General features: G+C 61.9%; 14 protein-coding genes and 1 pseudogene. 8 read left to right on the forward strand and 7 right to left on the reverse strand.

What is annotated here, in order from left to right; all coding sequences use genetic code 11:
- The first annotated feature begins 493 nt into the window (after positions 1-493).
- From NJ75_RS14060 to NJ75_RS14090, 7 genes are all read left to right on the forward strand, one after another.
- The gene (locus NJ75_RS14060; protein WP_039335755.1) at positions 494-1,978 is read left to right on the forward strand and encodes a carboxylesterase/lipase family protein; all 1,485 of its coding nucleotides are present in this window, start codon (positions 494-496) and stop codon (positions 1,976-1,978) included.
- A 10-nt stretch (positions 1,979-1,988) separates the two neighbouring features.
- On the forward strand, positions 1,989-2,762 hold the full coding sequence (locus NJ75_RS14065) for an SDR family NAD(P)-dependent oxidoreductase (RefSeq protein WP_039335568.1): 774 nt from the start codon (positions 1,989-1,991) through the stop codon (positions 2,760-2,762).
- A 125-nt stretch (positions 2,763-2,887) separates the two neighbouring features.
- Positions 2,888-5,068, forward strand: a complete 2,181-nt coding sequence (locus NJ75_RS14070; RefSeq protein ID WP_039335569.1) for a TonB-dependent receptor — start codon at positions 2,888-2,890, stop codon at positions 5,066-5,068.
- A gap of 2 nt (positions 5,069-5,070) precedes the next feature.
- Positions 5,071-6,474, forward strand: a complete 1,404-nt coding sequence (locus NJ75_RS14075; RefSeq protein ID WP_039335570.1) for an FAD-binding oxidoreductase — start codon at positions 5,071-5,073, stop codon at positions 6,472-6,474.
- Between the two features lie 86 nt (positions 6,475-6,560).
- Entirely contained in the window at positions 6,561-7,769 is a 1,209-nt protein-coding gene (locus NJ75_RS14080; protein WP_082013406.1) for an MFS transporter, read from the forward strand.
- Positions 7,770-7,818: 49 nt separating this feature from the next.
- Complete coding sequence (locus NJ75_RS14085) at positions 7,819-8,577, forward strand: helix-turn-helix transcriptional regulator (RefSeq protein WP_039335571.1); 759 nt, start codon at positions 7,819-7,821, stop codon at positions 8,575-8,577.
- Entirely contained in the window at positions 8,574-9,260 is a 687-nt protein-coding gene (locus NJ75_RS14090) for a FadR/GntR family transcriptional regulator (RefSeq protein WP_039335572.1), read from the forward strand. The genes NJ75_RS14085 and NJ75_RS14090 overlap by 4 nt, the downstream gene beginning before the upstream one ends.
- Positions 9,261-9,816: 556 nt before the next feature.
- On the opposite strand, the gene NJ75_RS14095 is transcribed toward NJ75_RS14090, so the two are convergent.
- Genes NJ75_RS14095 through NJ75_RS14110 form a run of 4 tightly spaced genes read right to left on the reverse strand, consistent with a single transcriptional unit; the run spans position 9,817 to position 15,303 of the window.
- A complete protein-coding gene (locus NJ75_RS14095; RefSeq protein WP_039335573.1) occupies positions 9,817-10,929 on the reverse strand; it encodes an NAD(P)-dependent alcohol dehydrogenase in 1,113 nt (370 codons plus the stop codon).
- Between the two features lie 15 nt (positions 10,930-10,944).
- On the reverse strand, positions 10,945-11,862 hold the full coding sequence (locus NJ75_RS14100) for a helix-turn-helix domain-containing protein (RefSeq protein WP_052242505.1): 918 nt from the start codon (positions 11,860-11,862) through the stop codon (positions 10,945-10,947).
- A gap of 13 nt (positions 11,863-11,875) precedes the next feature.
- Positions 11,876-13,093, reverse strand: a complete 1,218-nt coding sequence (locus NJ75_RS14105; protein WP_039335574.1) for a cytochrome P450 — start codon at positions 13,091-13,093, stop codon at positions 11,876-11,878.
- 2 nt (positions 13,094-13,095) lie between these two features.
- Positions 13,096-15,303: a TonB-dependent receptor gene (locus NJ75_RS14110; RefSeq protein ID WP_236727152.1), complete on the reverse strand. Its 2,208-nt coding sequence runs from the start codon at positions 15,301-15,303 to the stop codon at positions 13,096-13,098.
- A gap of 222 nt (positions 15,304-15,525) precedes the next feature.
- On the opposite strand from NJ75_RS14110, the pseudogene NJ75_RS25120 reads away from it, so the two are divergent.
- Positions 15,526-15,710: pseudogene (locus NJ75_RS25120) on the forward strand (integrase); the annotation flags it as partial.
- A 277-nt stretch (positions 15,711-15,987) separates the two neighbouring features.
- Here NJ75_RS25120 and NJ75_RS14115 read toward each other — a convergent pair.
- The 3 genes from NJ75_RS14115 to NJ75_RS14125 all read right to left on the reverse strand — a co-directional run bounded on the left by NJ75_RS14115 (position 15,988) and on the right by NJ75_RS14125 (position 18,232).
- The gene (locus NJ75_RS14115; protein WP_052242506.1) at positions 15,988-16,812 is read right to left on the reverse strand and encodes a phytanoyl-CoA dioxygenase family protein; all 825 of its coding nucleotides are present in this window, start codon (positions 16,810-16,812) and stop codon (positions 15,988-15,990) included.
- Between the two features lie 71 nt (positions 16,813-16,883).
- Positions 16,884-17,288 carry a C-glycoside deglycosidase beta subunit domain-containing protein gene (locus NJ75_RS14120; RefSeq protein WP_039335577.1) on the reverse strand — a complete coding sequence of 135 codons (405 nt, stop codon included), beginning with the start codon at positions 17,286-17,288 and terminating at the stop codon, positions 16,884-16,886.
- 35 nt (positions 17,289-17,323) lie between these two features.
- The gene (locus NJ75_RS14125; RefSeq protein ID WP_039335579.1) at positions 17,324-18,232 is read right to left on the reverse strand and encodes a sugar phosphate isomerase/epimerase family protein; all 909 of its coding nucleotides are present in this window, start codon (positions 18,230-18,232) and stop codon (positions 17,324-17,326) included.
- Positions 18,233-18,237 lie beyond the last annotated feature (5 nt).

An 18,237-nucleotide genomic window follows, 5' to 3' on the forward strand; every position in this document is an offset into this window, starting at 1 on the left:
AACTGCAGGACCCGCCAGACCCACACCATCGCATTCTTTCGATGCCATCATATCGATCCAACGCCTTTGCTTCGGGACTGCTTATGAGTTCCGGCCGATGCCCATTACATCGACTCGGTGCAGGCGGCAGGATCGCAGTTCCTACTGGTGCTGGTCCGCGATGCTTCGGCACCGGAAGATTGCAAAGGTCGACGGTACCGGCGAATATTCCCGGAATTCTGGTGGGGGGATATCGGTTCGCCTGGGTTCGAAGTAGCCGGTGGTCGTGGCGACGATCGTGTTCTGTCTGCGCGCCATCATTCGTCGTGTGCCGGGCGTTCATGCCGCCGTCCAGCTGGCTCACTGCTTCATGCGGTTGACCTTTATGGACCTGCGGGTGCGAAAGTAGGCCCGATTTGTCCGGCAGTCTCGCTTCAGTAATGGCATAACCCTTCTGTCGATCGGCACACCGAAACCGGTGGAGTCCGCCGCCTGCAAGACGCACAATGCCGCGATGACCAGCAAGACTTACACACCTGTCGTCATGACCAAGTCCGGACCGGTTCGGGGACGCATTAATGATGGCGTAGCGACTTATCTGGGTCTGCCATATGCTGCTCCGCCAACCCGTTTCGAATTACCGACATGTCCGGCAGGCTGGACCCAGGTGCGCGATGCCAGCGAGCGCGGACCGACAGCCCCTCACACGGTGCGTCCGTTCCCGAACCTTGATGTCGTGCCGCTGGTAGGGACCGGCAGCGACGGCAGTGACGGCGATTACCTGCGTCTGAACCTCTGGGCACCTGAAAACGCCAAGGATGCACCGGTGATGTTCTGGGTCCATGGCGGCGGCTTTGTCGTCGGCAGCAAGGATGCTCCGATCAGTGACGGCACCGCATTCGCTCAATCGGGTGTCATTTGCGTCGCGATAAACTACCGCATGGGCATTGACGGGTTCCTTCCAGTCCCCGGCGCACCGACCAATCTTGGGCTGCGCGACATGCTGTTCGCGTTGCGTTGGGTGAAGAACAACATTGCTGCCTTTGGTGGCGACCCTTCGAACGTGACCGCATTTGGCGAAAGTGCCGGGGCAATGGCAATTGCGAACCTGGTAACGTCGCCTCTGGCAAAAGGCCTGTTCAGGCGCGCGATCATTCAGAGCGGGCATGGCGCGATGGTCCGGGATATCCCGGTTGCAAAACGACTCGTGCGCAAGCTCGCTCGATTGCTGGGGGTCTCACCCGATGCAGATGGCTTTCGCAGTGTTTCGCACCTTTCCGCAATGGCTGCGCTGGAAAAGGTCGCCAAGCCGGCATCCATCGACCTGCGTGACGGTGACGGCTTCGAGCCGGTCTTCGGCATCAGTCGCTTCATTCCGGTCTGGGGCGACGATGTGCTCCCGCTGAAGCCGATCGAAGCTTTGCGGCAGGGAGCCGGCGCAGAAATCGAGATCATGATCGGCACGAACGCCGAGGAGATGAACCTCTATTTTGTGCCAACCGCGGTGCGCGACAAGATCCCCGGCCCGCTGGCGTGGTGGTTGCTCTCGCGGTCGCTGCCGAATGCCCGCCGGGCGCTCAAGGCCTACGGATGGGGGCAGAAAGGAGTGCGGCCCGGTGTCGCGATGACTCGCGCGATGTCGGACCTCGTCTTTCGTTGGCCTGCGCGTCAGTATGCGTCCGCCCATCGTGGTCGAACCCACATGTACGAGATGGAATGGCGCTCGCCCGCTTGCAGCGGCGAACTTGGCGCCTGTCATGGGATCGAACTTCCCTTCGTGTTCAAGACCCTCGATATCGCGACAGGACCTGCAGGCCTGGTTGGCGAAGCGCCACCGAGCGAACTTGCCGACAGGATTCATTCGATCTGGGTGAACTTTGCGACTGATGGGACTGTGCCTTGGCGCCACTGGAACGGGGACCGGTTGGTCTATCAGTTGGCAGCGGGAGACACGAACGTCGAACCACCGATGGCGGCAGCGCATTTCCTTCGAGATTGAGAGAGATCGCATGTACCTTGAAAAGCTGCGGCTGGATGGCCGAACCGCCTTTGTTACGGGCGGTGCACAGGGCATTGGCCTTGCCAGCGCGCATGCGCTGGGTGAAGCCGGGGCTCGTGTGACGATTGCGGATCTGGACCGCCAGAGGCTGCAGCAAGGTCTTGATGCACTGCGCGAGGTGGGTATCGAAGCGACAGGTTGCGAGTTGGACGTGACCAACTCGCTTGCCGTGCAGCAGGCAGCAGATGCCATGCTTGCGCGCGAAGGGCGCATCGACGTTCTTGTGAACAATGCCGGTATCGCGCGGAGCGACACGCCTGCCGAGGATGTTGCCGACGAGCACTGGTTGAACGTGCTCGATGTGAATCTCAACGGGAGCTTCTGGTGCGCCCGGGCTTTCGGCCGGCACATGCTCGATGCAGGTTGCGGCAGCATCGTCAACGTCGGGTCGATGAGCGGGTTCATCGTCAATCGCCCGCAGCCGCAAAGCTATTACAATGCATCGAAGGCTGCCGTGCACCAGCTCACGCGCAGCCTGGCGGCAGAATGGGCGAACCGGGGCGTGCGCGTGAACGCCGTTGCTCCGACCTACATAGCAACGCCGCTCAACGCTTTTGCCGACAAGTCCGGGGAAATGTACCGCCGCTGGATCGACGGCACTCCCCAAGGGCGCTTGGGCGAACCTGCGGAGGTAGCGGCAGTCGTGCTGTTTCTTGCTTCCGACATGGCCTCTTTGCTGACTGGAAGCATAGTCATCGCCGATGGGGGCTATACCTGCTGGTGAGCGCCATGGCGTCGTCGTGCAAAGCCTGTCTGACGATCGGCACAGTCCGAAAACCTTTCATATAGGTCTGAAGGCTGTCATACAGGTCGCAGAGAAAAGAGACAGGACAGGCAGAGGACCTCGACATGCTTTCACTTCGCTACGCCATTCTTGCAGGTACCGCAGCCGTTTCGGCGCTTGGCCCGGTGCAGGCACATGGGCAGACGCAAGCTGCAGGGACTGCCGCTGGCGAAGGTTCGGCTGAAATCGCAGCCGATGCCTCGATTGTGGTCACGGCCCGCAAGCGGGCAGAGACGATCAAGGACGTCCCGGCTGCCGTCACGGCAATCACGGGCGATGTTCTGGCTGAGCGCGGGCTTAACTCGGTTCGCGAAGCAGCGGTTCTTTCGCCCGGTCTCAATATCAACAGCGACGGCGCGGGGCGTGCGTTCGTGGCCATTCGTGGCGTTGGTGTCACCCTTGTCCAGTCGGTCCAGCCCGGTGTCGGCCTGTTCGTCGACGGCATCTATCGGCCCAACACCGCGTACCTCAACAATCCCCTGGTCGACGTCGAGCGTATCGAAGTACTGCGCGGACCGCAGGGAACGCTCTACGGCAAGAACACCTTGGGCGGCGCGATCAACGTGATCACCCGACAGCCGGGCAACGACCTCTCGGTGCGGGCGAGCGCCAGCTATGCCGGGCCCGACAACCAGTTCATCGCGGCCGGTTCGGTATCGTCACCCCTGCTCCGAGATCTGCTCTCGGTCCGCATTGCCGCATCGCACCAGCAGCAGGACGGGTTTGCCCGCAACACGCTGCTCAAGAAGGATGGCAACCCGCTCAACAGTGACTCCGTCAACGCAACGCTGCGGTTTACACCGGGCGTCGCCGAATTGACCGTGAACGGCTATTACGACTGGATTGACTCGGTCAACATTCCCTACTCGCGCGTCAGCGGACCGCAGGCCTACTCGCGCGATCTGACCTTCAACACACTCAACCAGGTCAAGTACAAGTACCGCGGCGTGAACGCCAAGCTTGCGGTGCCAATCGATGCGTTGTCGAGCAGACTGACCCTGATCGGCGCGTGGGATGCGCGTTCGGCAACCAACGTCGAAAGTGATGTGGACTTCGGCCCGGGCGACTTCGCGCGGGCGAAGGGCGGCGACGAACTGCGCACCAAGACGGTGGAAATGCGCCTCGACAGCGACATCTCCTCGACCCTTTCGACATTGGTTGGCGTGTTTTACAGCCGCGAAGAAGCTGACGGTGTTGACGCGACGACGCTGTTCCCGGCCTTCACGCGCCTCCCATTTGCGGTGGTCCGGAACACGATCAACTCGACGCGAGCGGACACGTACGCGGCTTTCGGCACGGTGTTCTGGAAGCCGAACAGCGACTGGGAAGTCGCACTGGGCCTGCGCTATGATCATGAAAACCGTGTCGCCAATGGGTCGATAATCACAGTGCTCGGCCCGCTTGGTTCGACAGGCGGCGCGTTGCCCGCAGCGCGCATCAAGTCCGACGAATGGCAGCCCAAGCTGACGGTCAAGCGCAACTGGTCGTCTTCGCTGATGACTTATGCATCGGTCGCGCGCGGCTATCGCGGCGGCGGCTTCAATGCGCCCACGGCTCCGACCCGCACGTATCGCGGTGACAGCGCCTGGACTTACGAACTTGGTGCCAAATATGCTGCGGCCGATGGCAGCAGCGGTATGTCCGGGGCGGTATTCTACAACGATTACAAGGATTACATCGGCCTCAATTCGATTGCGCCGGCGGCCGGTGGCGGGCTTGTCACGGTGGATCTCAATACTGGCAACGTCGAAAGCTACGGCCTTGAACTGGAAGGTTTCGTGCGTCCGGTGCCGGCTTGGTCGATCCGTGGCGGGCTTACCCTGATGCACGCGCGGCTTACCGACACCTCGGCCTACACGCAGACGACCGGACGGCGCCTCGCCTCGGACCGCCTGACCTTCCAACCTGACTGGTCCGCCAATCTGGCGACGGATTACACCATCGATCTCGGCAAGGACCAGTTCGTTCTCGGCGCCAATCTGACGGGCAAGGGCAAGCGCCTCGCCGCGACCCTGAACCAGACCACCCCGACGACGCTCGACGGGTATTGGCTGGTCGGAGCATCGGCCACCTACCGCGCCGGTCCGATCGAGGTTTCTGCATTCGCCAGCAACCTGTTCAACAAGGGCTATTGGGAAAGCTACATCGAACGCACCACTTTGCAGCTCGCAGGGCTCCCGGCATCGGACCTCGGGATCATGGGCGATGCAAGACGCTACGGTATCCGTATTGGCATGAAGTTCTGAAGATGACCGAGGTCACTTCATTCGAAGGGCGACGCCCACCGCCTGACGGGTTCCTGTCCGGACTGGAAGAACGCTTTGGCGATCAACTCCAGACCGGACAGGCGATCCGCGAGCAGCATGGATCGAGCGAATCCCATTTCGTAAAGATGGTGCCCGACGCAGTGGTATTTGCGCAGGACAAGCAGGACGTCATCGATCTGGTGCGGTTCTGTGCAGCGGCAAATGTTCCCATAGTGCCGTTCGGCGCAGGGACGTCCATCGAAGGCAACGCCGCGGCACCCTTCGGGGGCGTCTCGCTCGACATGTCGCGGATGAACCGGATCATCGCGGTCAACGCTGCCGATTTCGATTGCGTCGTCCAGCCAGGCGTGCGGCGCGAAGAGCTCAACCAGCACTTGCGCGACCAGGGCCTGTTCTTTCCCATCGATCCGGGCGCCAACGCCACGATCGGCGGCATGGCCTCGACCCGGGCATCGGGCACGAATGCCGTGCGCTATGGGACGATGAAGGACGCGGTACTGGGTCTTGAGGTTGTCACCCCGCAGGGCGAGGTGATCCGTACCGCAAGACGGGCTCGCAAATCCGCAGCGGGCTACGATCTCACTCGCCTGTATGTGGGTTCAGAGGGCACGCTCGGTATCATTACCGAGATCAACCTGCGTCTCCACGCCATCCCCGAGGCCATTTCCTCTGCGGTGTGCAGCTTTGCGACGCTGGAAGGTGCGGTCGAGACGGTCGTCCAATCGATCTATTGCAGCGTCCCGCTGGCACGCGTCGAAATTCTCGACGCTCTGCAGATGCGGGCCGTGAACCGCTGGTCGAAGCTCGACTATCCCGAAGCACCAACGCTCTTCTTCGAGTTCCACGGCACACGGGCGCATGTCGCCGAACAGGTCGCGACCGTCGAGGCACTCGCAAGTGCCAACGGCGGTGGCGACTTTGCATGGTCCGACAAGCCGGAGGAGCGTTCGCGCCTGTGGCGGGCGCGCCATGAAGCCTATTATGCGGCGATAAACCTGCGGCAGGGAGCGGTGGGCTGGGCAACGGACGTCTGCGTGCCGATGAGCCGCCTCGCCGAGTGCATACTCGAGACGCAAAAGGACCTGTCGCAGGCCAGTGTGCCGGCAACGATCCTGGGACACGTTGGCGACGGGAACTTCCACGTGGTGTTCTCGCTGGATCCGGATGCTCCCGATGAGCTTGTCGAGGTTGAAGCCATCAATCGAAGGCTTGTCGAGCGCGCGCTTGCCATGGACGGCACTTGCACAGGCGAACATGGCATAGGCCTCGGTAAACAGGACTGGCTCGTCGCCGAACTCGGCAATGCAGTGGAGCAGATGCGCCTGATAAAGCGTGCGTTCGATCCGCAGAACCTGCTGAACCCCGGGAAGATCTTTACCCTGTGACCGAGGCATTGTCTGGGCCAGCCGAACGTTCCTTCCATCCGGCCCGGCCACGACACCGGATCGCGCTGCTCGCGCTTGCAGTGGCCATGGCCACCGGCAACATGGCCATGGGCCTGTTCAGTGCGGTGCAGGAGCAGGCAAAGGCGGAACTGGCGCTGAGCGATTTCCAGCTCAGCCTGCTGAGCGGGCTGGCGGTGTCCATTCCCTTGGCCATTCTCGCGGTGCCGGTTGGCCTGATAGTTGATCGTGGAAACCGAGTTAGGCTCCTGTTGTGGACGGCGGTGGCGTGGACCACCGGCACGCTGCTGACAGCGGTTGCCGAGAGCATGCCGGTCCTCTTCACCGCAAGAATGCTGGGCGGCGTGGGCGCGAGCGTTTCGACGACCATTGCCATTTCCCTCGCATCGGATTTCAGCCTGCCTGCCAACCGTGGCCGTTCGCTGCTGCTGCTGACCGTTGGCAAGTACGCTGGAACGGCGCTCGCCTTTTCACTGGGAGGGTGGCTGCTCGGACACTTTCTCGCTCACGGGGGATGGGCTGGCCTTTCGGCCTGGCGCAGCGCTCACTTGGCGGTTGGCGTACTGAGCGTCCTTCTGCTGTTGCCACTGGCGCGATTGCGTGAACCTTTGCGACAGGAAATGGCGGCCGCTGCAGGCCGCTCGGTGAGCGAGACTCTGCGCGAGCTGGCGGCGTATCGACGTTTTCTCGCCCCCTTGTTCCTTGGCCAGATCGGCGTGATGATGGCCGATGCGGCAGCGGCGGTCTGGGCAGCACCTGTCCTGTCCCGCACTTACGCAGCATCGCCCCAGGAGTTTGGCAGCTGGTTGGGCGCCGTGATCTTCGGGGCCGGTATTCTCGGCTCCCTCGCAGGCGGTTTCGCTGCCGACGCGGGACTGCGCAGCGGTCGACGCGGGGGCATCCTTACTGGTGCCGTTTTCGGTTCCCTGCTCGCCCTGCCTGCAGCATTTTTCCCGATCGCACCAGATACCGGCGTGTTTGCCGCATTGATCTTCTTGTTGCTGCTTGGCGGCACGATTACCGGCCTGGTGACCGCCACCACGCTTGCAGTCCTCCTGCCCAACGACCTGCGCGGGCTGGCGATCGGGGTGTTCATGGCACTGGGCGGTCTGGTCGCCTTCGGCATGGCGCCGACGCTGGTGACCGTCGTCAGCACTGCGCTGGGCGGGGAAGGGCGGATCGGCCTAGGGCTGGCGATAGTCGGCTTCGGGGCAAGCGCTACGGGATGTGCGGGGTTCATCATCGCGCGACACCGGGCGCCGCCACCTGTAAGATAGCTGTTGCAAAACCTATCATATAGGTTAATTCGACTCCGAGGAGTTCGCCATGAAAGAGCAGGTCCAGGTCTCGCACGAAATGATCACGCTGGTGGGGCAGGGGGTCTGCCCTGATGCCCGGCTACCCGAGGGATGGATCGCCTACCTGTTCCGGTGCGGTGGCGAGGGCAAGTCAGACCTGCTGCATTACCGCGAAGCGCTGGCAGAGGGGGAGATCGAGGATTCGGTTCTCGTGTTCTTCGTCGCAGCCTCGGCCTGTGAGCGACTTTTTGAGGCAAGGCCGCAAAAGGCAGCAACATGGCATTTGCCCAGCAGGCTTCTGGCCTTGGCAAATTCGATCATCCACTGTGAGGCTACTGGCGAGGCGGCAACCACGCTGCGCCTTGCCCGCAGTATCGAACTCCTGTGTCAGATCCATGTGGCTTTCGAAGACGGGGCGACGCTGGTCCCGGTGGAGCGCGACAGCGGATTCAGCGAACTGGACGTCGCGCGGATCGCGATGGCACGGCGGTCTCTCGATCAAAGCTGGCACGAGAAACTGACAATTGCTCAGCTTGCGCGGATCGCCGGCATCAACCGCGACAAGCTCGTGCGCGGCTTCCATGAAATTTACGGCACGACGATTGCTCAGGCCCTGACGGAGCGCAGATTGGCGGAGGCACGGCAAATGTTGTTGTCTTCGCAGCTGCCGGTTTCCACAATCGCGTACCGGTGTTCCTATCTCAACAACGCGTCGTTCACCCGCGCGTTCAACCGCCGCTATGGCATTGCCCCGTCTGAACTGCGCCGCCAGGGGATTGCAGCATGAAGGCCGGCACATTGGTTGACAGCGCGGCCGAAGCTGTGCGCGAATACATCCGGGCGCACGGCCTGAAGGTCGGCGATGCGCTCCCCGCCGAAGGCGCGTTTGCAGCAGAACTGGGCGTCAGTCGCCCGGTGATGCGTGAGGCATTTCACGCTCTAGCAGCCTTGAAGATGATCGACGTGGGGAATGGCCGCCGCGCGCGCGTCGCGGCGATCGACGGTTCGGTCATGGCCGCCTCCATCGGTCATGCGGTTTCCACGGCTCAGGTCTCTCTGGTCGACGTTTGGGACGTACGGCGCACGCTGGAACTTCGCACGGCCGAACTTGCCGCTGCCAACCGTTCCGACGAGCAGGCATCGCAGATCCTGAGGGCGGCACGTGAACTTGAGCATTTTCGTGACGAGAACGAAAGAACCCGGGCCGACACCCGCTTCCACCAATTGATCGCTCTTGCCAGCGGCAACCAGCTGTTCTTCCAGATTGTCCGGTCGTTCGAGCAGATGATGCTCGTGGCGATACCGAAGGCTTGGGCAGGACGAGTGACCTCTGAGGACCGCGAAGAATCTCTTGTGCTGCATCGGGAGGTTGCTGAAGCAATTGCCGCCCGGGATCCGGAACTGGCGCGCGTGGCGATGGAATCCCATTTCGCCCGGTCGATCGGCGACCTGTTCAGACAAGAATCCTGATTGCGAGACGTCAGGTACAAGGCACTGATTCCACCCTTCATGATTTTTCTGGGCAAGGCTACAGGCTGAGTATTGTTTTCGGTATTGTTTTCGGCCTTTGCGAGAGCGCCAGACCGCTGGTTGCTATCAGTTTGAGGGCCAGCGTGTCATCGATGGCGTGGAAGTGAACGCCCTGCGATGGGCTGATCCACCACACGACTCCCCCCGAGGGCCAGTTGCTTTGGCTTGCACAGGTGGGCGAAGGACTTGTCAGCGGTATGGAACACACCTCTTGGGTTTCACTATGAGGCTCGATTGTACCACTCCAACCGTGCGATGAGGGCGCGGCGCGGGATGGGACGATCCGCTTCTAACCCTTCCCACTTCTCGATCCTGTTCGAGGCGTGAGCAAACGGTAGCTTTGGTTCAAACCCACCGTTAGTCGGGATCGCCGCGGACGGCAACGGTCCACCATACTGCGACATTTAGCAGCGAGAGCTTGAATGGCTGTTTTGGGCGTGAACCGCATCTGACTCCCAACCAGGACACTTGGAGGCTGGTTCAGACCCCGAAGACATCACGGCAAAAGTACGGCCTTGATGCATTCGCCCTTCGCCTGCGCCGCGATGGCCGCGTTGATCTCGGAGAGCGGAAATGTCTTGATCAGGCGGTCGAACGGAAAGCGGCCTGCGGCGTGATGGGCGATCAGTTCGGGGATGAAGTTCTGCGGGTCGCTGTCGCCCTCGATGATGCCGATGATACGGTGGCCCGGGGTCATGAGCGCAGCAATGTTCACGCTGATCGCAGCCTCGGGCCGGGCGGGCACCCCGACCAGTCCGATCGCACCGTGCGAGCCGAGTGCGCCGAGCCCCGCCTCGATCACCTCGGGTCGACCGGAGCTGTCGAATCCGAAATCGACGCCATCGGGGACGATCGCGCGGATCGCGGCAGAAAGATCGTCTGTCGCGGCGGGATCGATCACATGGGTGGCACCGAGATCGAGGCCCACATCGCGCCGCGCAGCGATCGGTTCGACGAGGATGATCGTGGTGCAGCCTTGAATCACCGCGCCCATGACCGCCGCAAGGCCGACCGGGCCTCCGCCGAAGATCGCGATGCTGGAACCGGCGCGTGCGGCCAGCGAGCGCATGACCCCGCCGGCACCAGTCTGGAAGCCGCAGCCGAGCGGACCAAGCAGGGCGAGAGGTGCGGCATGCTCCGAAATCTTCACCACATTACGCGCGCGGGTGATTGCATGGCTGGCGAAGGAGGACTGTCCAAAGAAGTGCGAGGCAACTGCCTGATCTCCGGCACGATAGGCCTGAGAGCCATCTTCCAGCCGCATTCCGGCGTAGTTCAACGGCACAAAAGTGCGGCAATAGCTCGGCAGCCCCTCATCGCAGCGCGGGCAAGCCCCGCAGCTCGAAAAGCCGAGGACGACGCTGTCGCCAACAGCCAGCCCTTCTACGCCTTCCCCGATCGCCTCGATCGTGCCTGCACCCTCATGCCCCAGCACGGCCGGAAGCGCATATGGCGCGAACTGGTCGCGGAACACGAGATCGGTGTGGCACAAGCCGACTCCGGCGATCTTCACCAGAACCTCGCCAGCGCGCGGCGCATCGACCTCCAGCGTCTCGACGCTGAAGTCCTGATGCGGGGTGCGGGCGACGGCGGCGGTGCATTGCGTCATGCGGGGTCTTTCCTGCTACTGGATGGTCTGCTCGTGCTGACGAAAGTCGCTTGGCGTGCGCCCGGCATAGGCCCGGAAGGCGCGGCTAAAATGGCTCTGGCTGGTGAAGCCCAGCGATTCTGAAAGCGCGGCAAGCGTCATGTCGGTCTGCGCCAGCAAATGCTGTGCACGGTCGAGCCGAGCCTTCATCACATACTGGTGCGGCGAGATTCCGGTGGCCTTCTTGAACACGCGGCAGAAGTGCGAGGGGGTGACGCCGGCGGTCGCCGCCATCTGCTCCAGGCTGTGTTCGTGTTCCGGGTGATCGAGGATGGCGTTCATTACCTTGTGAAGCCGGTAAGCTGAAAAGTCCGAGGTCGGGATTTCGAGCGGCTTGCCCTGTGCCGGCACGCCCGAGAGGATGTGCGCCTTGAGCGCACCCACCATGGCCGAGACATAGGCCTCGCGCTCGTCTGCATGGGGGGCATAAAGCTCTGCGAGGATCTGCCGCGTCAGCGCCACGCCCAGCGGATCGGTGAAGGCAAATCGCATCTTGCTGAACTGGTCACTTAGTGAGGCGGTCTTGAGCACCTCCGAAGAAACGCTCAGCGTGACCACGTCGAGCTCGCCATCGACAAGCCAGCCGGTGGGCATTCCGGCGGGCACGATCGTAGCGCAACCGGGAATCGAATGCGTCTCGGTCCAACTGCCGCGCTCCCAGGTCTTGACGCGGGGCTTGCCCGCGATGTGCACGATGAAGATCGGATCGGGCACTGGCGGCAGGGCATAGCTCCCTACGAACTGCCGCCAGCGGCACAGCGACCAGCCATCGCCCAGCGACCCGAGCTCCATCTCGGGCGGTCTGCCGAGCACGTCGCAGATGATTGCCTTGTTGTCCCACACCTTCTGGGCGGGTGCGGACGCGTCCTTCTCCCTTTCGAGCTGTTTCGGCATCACTCGTCCCTCGTCACCCAACCAGCCGCACCTCGAGTTTCTTGAACCCGTTGATGAACGCGGATCGCACGCGCTGCGGCTGGCTCACAATCTCGAAGCGAGAAACATGGCGCGCAAGGTGACCAAATGCCACCCTCAGCTGCATTTCCGCAAGCCGCGAGCCGACGCAGACATGAGCACCCGCCCCGAAGGCGACATGCTGGCGCACCTGCCGGGTGATATCGAACCGGTCGGGATCGGAGAAGGCAGCGGCATCACGATTGCCGGCGGGGTAGAACATCACCACCCGGTCGCCCTTGCGGATTGCCTGCCCACCCAGTTCGGTATCGCGCATCGCGGTGCGGCGCATGTGGATCACCGCGCTCGCATGGCGCACCATTTCCTTGACTGCGCCGGGCAACAGGTCGGGGTTGTCGCGGATCATCTGCCACTGTGCCGGTTCGCGCGCGAAGGCGATCATCGAATGATTCAGTGTGTTGCGGGTCGTCTCGTTACCGCCGACCAGCGCGAGTACGAGATTGCCGACGAAATCGGCAAACGGTACGGGTTCACCTCCTATTTCGCTGTTGGCGAGCAGCGAGGCAAGATCACGGGTTGGTTCGGCCCGGCGGCTTTCGAAGAGTGCCTGACAGAAGCCGAAGAATTCGCCCACCACCTGCTGCATCGCTTCGGGTGACTGGCGGAAATCGGGATCGTCCTCACCGATGAAAGCATCGGTCCAGCGGTGCAGATCGCGCCACATGTCACTCGGCACGCCGAGCAGCTCGGCAAGCGTGAGAAGCGGCAGCGGTACAGTGAAACAGGGCAGAATATCGATGATCTCGTTCAGCGGGACCCCGGCCAGCAAGGCCTCCACCCGGGCCGCAATCCGCGTCTCTATCCCCTCGAGCCGCCCCGGTGAGAGCGCAGGCACCACGAACTTGCGGTATTGCGTGTGGATCGGCGGATCGCGCGAGATGAACGGCACCCCGATGCCGCTGTCACCCGCACCGGCGAGCCCTGCCTCATTCTCGTCGAAAATGCGGTGGCCGCCATTCTCGCGGGCCGAGGAGAACAGATCGGACTGCTTCGAGACCGCTAGGATCTCCTCGAAACCGAGCACCGCCCAGAACCCGCCTCGATCCTGCGCGGGCGGATTCCAATGGACAGGCCCTTTGCGCCTGAGTTGTGCGAACAGGTCATAAGGCATGCCCGCCGCATAGAGCGAAGGATCGCCGAGGTCGGTGTCCATGCTCAGAAGTCCGCGCGAACGGAGATACCGAAGGTGCGTGGCGCATTCGGAACAAGGAAGTTGTAAGGGAAACCAGCCCCGCGCAGATCAAGGCCGTAGCCATAGGTTTTGCGGTTGAAGAGGTTGTTGGCGAAGGCGCGAACGGTGATTGTGTCGTTGCTCCAGCTGAGCGCGCCGTTGACCCTGGCGTTGGCCCCTTGCGCGAGTTCCGAATTGACCTGTGCCGAGCCTGCCACGTTCACCGCGTTGAAGGGCGAGAAGAACTGGCTGCTGGCATAGACCACGTTCGGCGAGAAGGCCACTAGACCGCCGGCCACATCGACCACATCCCAGTCGGCTCCAAGCTGCCCGGTTAACCTGGGCGCAAACGGCAGGCGGTTGCCGGCGAGGTCGGTACCCTGAAGGGTCAGCTCCTTGAACTTCGACTGAAGCAGGCCGAACGAGGCATTGACCCTCAGGCCATTGATCGGCCGCAACGTCGTTTCCGCTTCCAGGCCGTACACCTCGGACTTGGGTGCATTGACAAGGAATGAGACCGGCCCGGGGCGCGTGTCCTGCAGCTGCTGGTTGGTGTAGTCGTAATAAAACGCCGAGATGGCATAGGTCAGCACGCGGTCAGCCGTGCGGCCCTTGAAGCCAAGCTCGAAGGCATTGACATACTCGGGCTTGATATAGCTGATCCCGCTCGAGGAAGTGTAGCCGCCGCCGTTGACCGCGCCAGCGCGGTAACCGCGATTGTAGCTCGCGTAGAGCAGCGCTCCGCTGCCAAAGGTGTAGCTTAGCGCCACCCGACCGGTCAGTGCGTTGTTGTTGTCCTTCAGCGCATAGCGGGCCGCGGGATCGTAAGCGCAGGTGCCGGGCACGCCGACGCACGGCACAGTGGAGGCGATCGGAAAATCAGGTGCACCCACTGCACCCACGAAGAGATAGGCGAAGGCGTCGTCGTACTTTGATGTGTCGCGGGTATAGCGGGCGCCGAGCGTCAGGCTAAGCGCGCTCGTCAGTGCGATGTCAGCCTGCCCGAAAACGGCGTAGGAACGGCGCTGCTGCCGGTAGTGCTGGAAGAAGCCGCCGGCTGGTGGCAGCGGGAGGTTGAAGCGGTTGTCTGTTACGTTGCGGTCGTAGCCGTAGAACAAGCCACCGACGAAGGTCACGCCGCTGCCAGTATAGTTGGCGCGCAATTCCTGGCTGAATTGGCGATACTGCGACTGCCAGGTGATATCGAGGATATCGAGTGGCGAGCCGTCCGCCGCCTGTTGCAGGTTCTGCGATCCGCCGTCGTACGAAGTGATCGAGGTCAGCGTCAGCTTGTCCGTCAGGTCGACGCCGATATTGGCGCTGAAGCCCCAGGCGTCGGTGTTATTGTCACCTACGCGGTTTTCATTGGTCTCGAAGAAGTCGAGCCCAGCGCGGAAGGCACCGAGGCCATGCACCGCAGCCTGCGTGCCACGATCGCGCCCGCCGTAGGCGCGCAGGACAACGTTGACGCTCTCGCTCGGCTTGAGGCGAAGCGAGAGGCGACCTTGCAGCGTATCGGTCGAATTGGGATCACGGCCTCCTGCGAAGGTGTTGCGGATCTGCCCGTCACCCTTGGCGTAGTTCACCGCCGCGCGGATGCCAGCGACGCCCTCTGACAGCGTGGTTTCGAGCGCCCCTTGAGCGGTGAACGTGCCGAAGTTGCCGTAGCCAAGCTGGACGTAGCCCTCGCTGCCCGAAAGATCCGGCCGCTTGGTGATGAAGTTGATCGCGCCGCCGGTGGTGTTACGGCCGAATAACGTGCCCTGCGGCCCGCGCAGCACCTCCACCCGGTCCAGATCGAACAAGCCCATCCCGTGACTGGTGCGTGGCGCGAGATAGACATCATCGAGGTAGACCCCGACCGGCGAAGCCTGATTGGAATTGTATTCGTTGGCCACGCCAATGCCGCGCAAGGTGAAGTTGGGCTGCGTGTTGCCATAGGGGCTGTTGATCTGGAGGTTCGGCACCGCCTCGCCGAGCTGCGCCGAATTGGTGATGCCGCGCTCTGCCAGCGAATCCCCGCCCAGCGCGGTCACGGCCAGCGGCACATCAAGTAACGACTGCTCGCGGCGCTGCGCTGTCACTACGATTTCGTCATCACCTTTGGGTGCTTCAGCCTGCGCCAAGGCAACGCTCGATGTCGATGCAGCAATCAGCGACAGCGCCGCGCGCACGTACCCCATACCAGCCATGCTTCTCTCCCGTAAAAGACTTGAGCTCTTGTGGCTCACATGCTGCGATGATTAGGCTACTGGGTGCGGTAGGGCTTTAGGGCCGATTGCGCGCCAATTTGACATTTCTTGCGCTATGCCTCGGTACCAGCTGCGCTGTTCCCGTCGATGTGTGAGGCCTGTCGGCCTGGAACTGGAAGTCGGGTTTTGCCGAAGTCTGGTCGAGAGAATAAAGCGGCCGGCAGATGGCGGGTAATCGTCATGCAGCTGAAAACGGAGCGGCCTGTTCAATTTGAACTTCTTCCCGATGCCCGGGCCAGACTGCTGGCGTGGCTCGAACCGCGGGGGTAGCAATTGTGGACGGTTATGTCTGTCCAAGCCGGGTTGGTCACCCCAGCACCCGCCAGTCTGCTCGGCTTGTCGACGAATGAGTGACGCGAGTGGGCCCGGTCGGTCAGATGTCCCTTTCTGAACGCCTGATCCTGAAACCTTCGACCGTTCGTCTGGAAGCGAAATACGCGAAGCGCTCAAGCCCAAGCGGTAGCTAAGTTGTTTTCTGTTACAGCTTACGCACTGTTTTTCGTGCCGTCGACGGCCAGAGGAGCATTTACCGGCGCGGAGAGATCACAAGCAATTTGGGTAGCCGCCGGCAAACCCTTGAACAAAAAATTCGAGGCACATTGGAGGTCGGTCGGAACGCCTCCTTCAAGCGGTTAGCGCGGCGAGATGTGTCTCCCAAGCGATTGTGTCGTTGTGCGAATGCGTAAAGCCGATCGAACGTTCGAAGTCCACGCAGGCTTTCGAACGGAAGGCAACGATGTAAGTACGCCGCCAGCGGTCCGGCGAGGTATTCCCACCTGAGCCGTGGACGATCAGTTCGTCATGCACGGTAATGTCGCCCCGCTTCAGCGGCAGGTCCACGACCATATCGGCATCGTTCAGTTCGACGCTGAGGATGTGAGATTTGCTGCGATCTTCACCCATCAGAGGGCGGTGCGGACGCAGGCCTTGCTTCTGCGAACCCGGCACAACCTTGAGACAACCATTTTCCGGATCGGCATCGTCGAGCGCAAGGCTGCAGGTCGCGGTCAATGGCTCAGGGGTTCCGGTGGGCCAGTAACCAAGGTCCTGATGCATGGTAAAAACAGCATCGGGCTTCGCAGGGCGTTTCGCGAGGAACTGGTCATAATCCAGAGTTGCAGTCTCTCCGATCAGCTGTCGGGAGATCGAGGCTGCGCGCCGTTCGTAGAGGTTGTCGCGCAAGCTTGGTTCGTAGTGACGCGGCAATACGGCATTTACCAGGCTGAAGTTCTCGAATGCACGGTCATATGGCCCGGACATGTCACAGAAATCCTTGCCCATGCCCCTGACTTCGCCCCGAATGAAGCGCTCGAATTCGGTCTCGAGCGGCGCAAGTTCCTCCTCGGTCATCACGCCGCGCAAAGTGATGTAGCCATCGCGATGGAACTGGGCGATCTCCTCTGGCGTGAGAATATAATCGTCCCCCTGTCTACCGAACTGCTGCGTCATTTGTGCTCAAACCTTCGTTTTCTTGATGAGCTTCCAAAGCCCCATGTTAGAATCGCCGGATGCCTATCCTGTCAGGCGATGCAGATGGTGCCGTATCGTTCGGCGTGCATCGGGAAGATATGCACGTCTGGCGGGAAGTAGGAATAGCGGATGCGGGCGAGGACTTCGATCTTGTGGACGCCCGGTTCGAGGCCGCCCGGCTTGTCGACGAGGATTTCGCCCCATTCGGTCAGTCCCCAGCGCGCGGTGGTCTCCTCGCGCATTTCGGCCATGGTATACACTTCGTCGCGGATGCCGAAGCGGTTGATCTCGTGATCGTAGAACACGCCGTCGACGGTGACGTCGAAGCCGTCGAGTTGCGACAGGCGGGTGCCGTGGTAGTTGGGAATACGGATGCGGATGGCAAAGCCTTCGCGCGCACCGACAGGGCCGAAATTGCGGAAGCCGGTGCTCTGGATGAGCTGGTGTTCGAGCATGGTGTTCTCCGGGAAATCTTGGGGGGCGGAAGGCCTCAGGCGAACTTGCCTTCGTCGAACTCGCGCTCCAGCTTGCGCAGCAGCACGTGCTGGCGACGGACCTGATCGATCGAGCGCCAAGGCGCGCGCCAGCCTTCGTACTCGCTAGACAGGTAGCCCGAATAGCCCGAGCGCTTGATCGCCGAGATCACCGGCTTCCACGGGATGTTCTGGTCCTCGAGGTTCTCGTCGATATCGTGGAACTTGGCCTGGATGAACACGACGTACTTGGCGATGTCGAGGAACTCCTCCGGATTGACGGCAATGCCGTTGAGGAATTCCATATGCTTGCGCGCCTCGTCGTTGATCTGGTGCGAGCCCCAGTGCGTCAGCGGGCGGTCCTGAAAGATGCCAGTGTCGATCATCAAGCCGAAGTTCTTCGTGCCGGTGCGCTCGATGAAATTGATGTAACCATCGACGACTTCATGCTTGATCGGCGTGGGAGCGTGGATTTCCGGACAGATGACCACGCCGAGCTTGTGGGCAAGATCGAGGTTGCGCTCGGTATAGGCCTCCCACTGCGGTTCGGGGATCAGGTCGTGCGAAAGCACACCGAACTTCGGACGCAGGAACTTGAAGCCCAGCTGGTGGGCAAGGCGCAGGTCGCGCTCCAGCTCCGCGGCACCTTCCTCGACGGTGAGATTGCGCCCCAGCGTAATGCGCATGTCGACCCACGAGCACATGTTGGTGGGTTCCAGCTTGTACTTGTCGAGCAGGCCGAACCAGCGGTCGATAAACTGGCTGGAGGGGTTGGGGTAGCCTTCGATCTGTCCTTCGCCGAGGATCTCGATTCCAGTGGCACCGGTATCGGCGATGTGATCGAACGCGTCTTCCAGCGTCATGACCGATCCGTAGTCGTCGACGTAGCTGTAGGTTGAAACACCGTATTTGAACGAACCGGGCATGTCTT

This window comes from Novosphingobium subterraneum (genome assembly GCF_000807925.1).
In the GTDB taxonomy this organism is placed as follows: Bacteria; Pseudomonadota; Alphaproteobacteria; order Sphingomonadales; family Sphingomonadaceae; genus Novosphingobium; species Novosphingobium subterraneum.

Coding starts and splice junctions, on each gene's coding strand:
- NJ75_RS14065 (WP_039335568.1), top strand. CDS start 1,989: ATGTACCTTGAAAAGCTGCGGCTGGATGGCCGAACCGCCTTTGTTACG.
- NJ75_RS14095 (WP_039335573.1), bottom strand. CDS start 10,929: ATGACGCAATGCACCGCCGCCGTCGCCCGCACCCCGCATCAGGACTTC.
- NJ75_RS14075 (WP_039335570.1), top strand. CDS start 5,071: ATGACCGAGGTCACTTCATTCGAAGGGCGACGCCCACCGCCTGACGGG.
- NJ75_RS14100 (WP_052242505.1), bottom strand. CDS start 11,862: ATGCCGAAACAGCTCGAAAGGGAGAAGGACGCGTCCGCACCCGCCCAG.
- NJ75_RS14060 (WP_039335755.1), top strand. CDS start 494: ATGACCAGCAAGACTTACACACCTGTCGTCATGACCAAGTCCGGACCG.
- NJ75_RS14105 (WP_039335574.1), bottom strand. CDS start 13,093: ATGGACACCGACCTCGGCGATCCTTCGCTCTATGCGGCGGGCATGCCT.
- NJ75_RS14125 (WP_039335579.1), bottom strand. CDS start 18,232: ATGCCCGGTTCGTTCAAATACGGTGTTTCAACCTACAGCTACGTCGAC.
- NJ75_RS14110 (WP_236727152.1), bottom strand. CDS start 15,303: ATGGCTGGTATGGGGTACGTGCGCGCGGCGCTGTCGCTGATTGCTGCA.
- NJ75_RS14120 (WP_039335577.1), bottom strand. CDS start 17,288: ATGCTCGAACACCAGCTCATCCAGAGCACCGGCTTCCGCAATTTCGGC.
- NJ75_RS14115 (WP_052242506.1), bottom strand. CDS start 16,812: ATGACGCAGCAGTTCGGTAGACAGGGGGACGATTATATTCTCACGCCA.
- NJ75_RS14080 (WP_082013406.1), top strand. CDS start 6,561: ATGGCCACCGGCAACATGGCCATGGGCCTGTTCAGTGCGGTGCAGGAG.
- NJ75_RS14070 (WP_039335569.1), top strand. CDS start 2,888: ATGCTTTCACTTCGCTACGCCATTCTTGCAGGTACCGCAGCCGTTTCG.
- NJ75_RS14090 (WP_039335572.1), top strand. CDS start 8,574: ATGAAGGCCGGCACATTGGTTGACAGCGCGGCCGAAGCTGTGCGCGAA.
- NJ75_RS14085 (WP_039335571.1), top strand. CDS start 7,819: ATGAAAGAGCAGGTCCAGGTCTCGCACGAAATGATCACGCTGGTGGGG.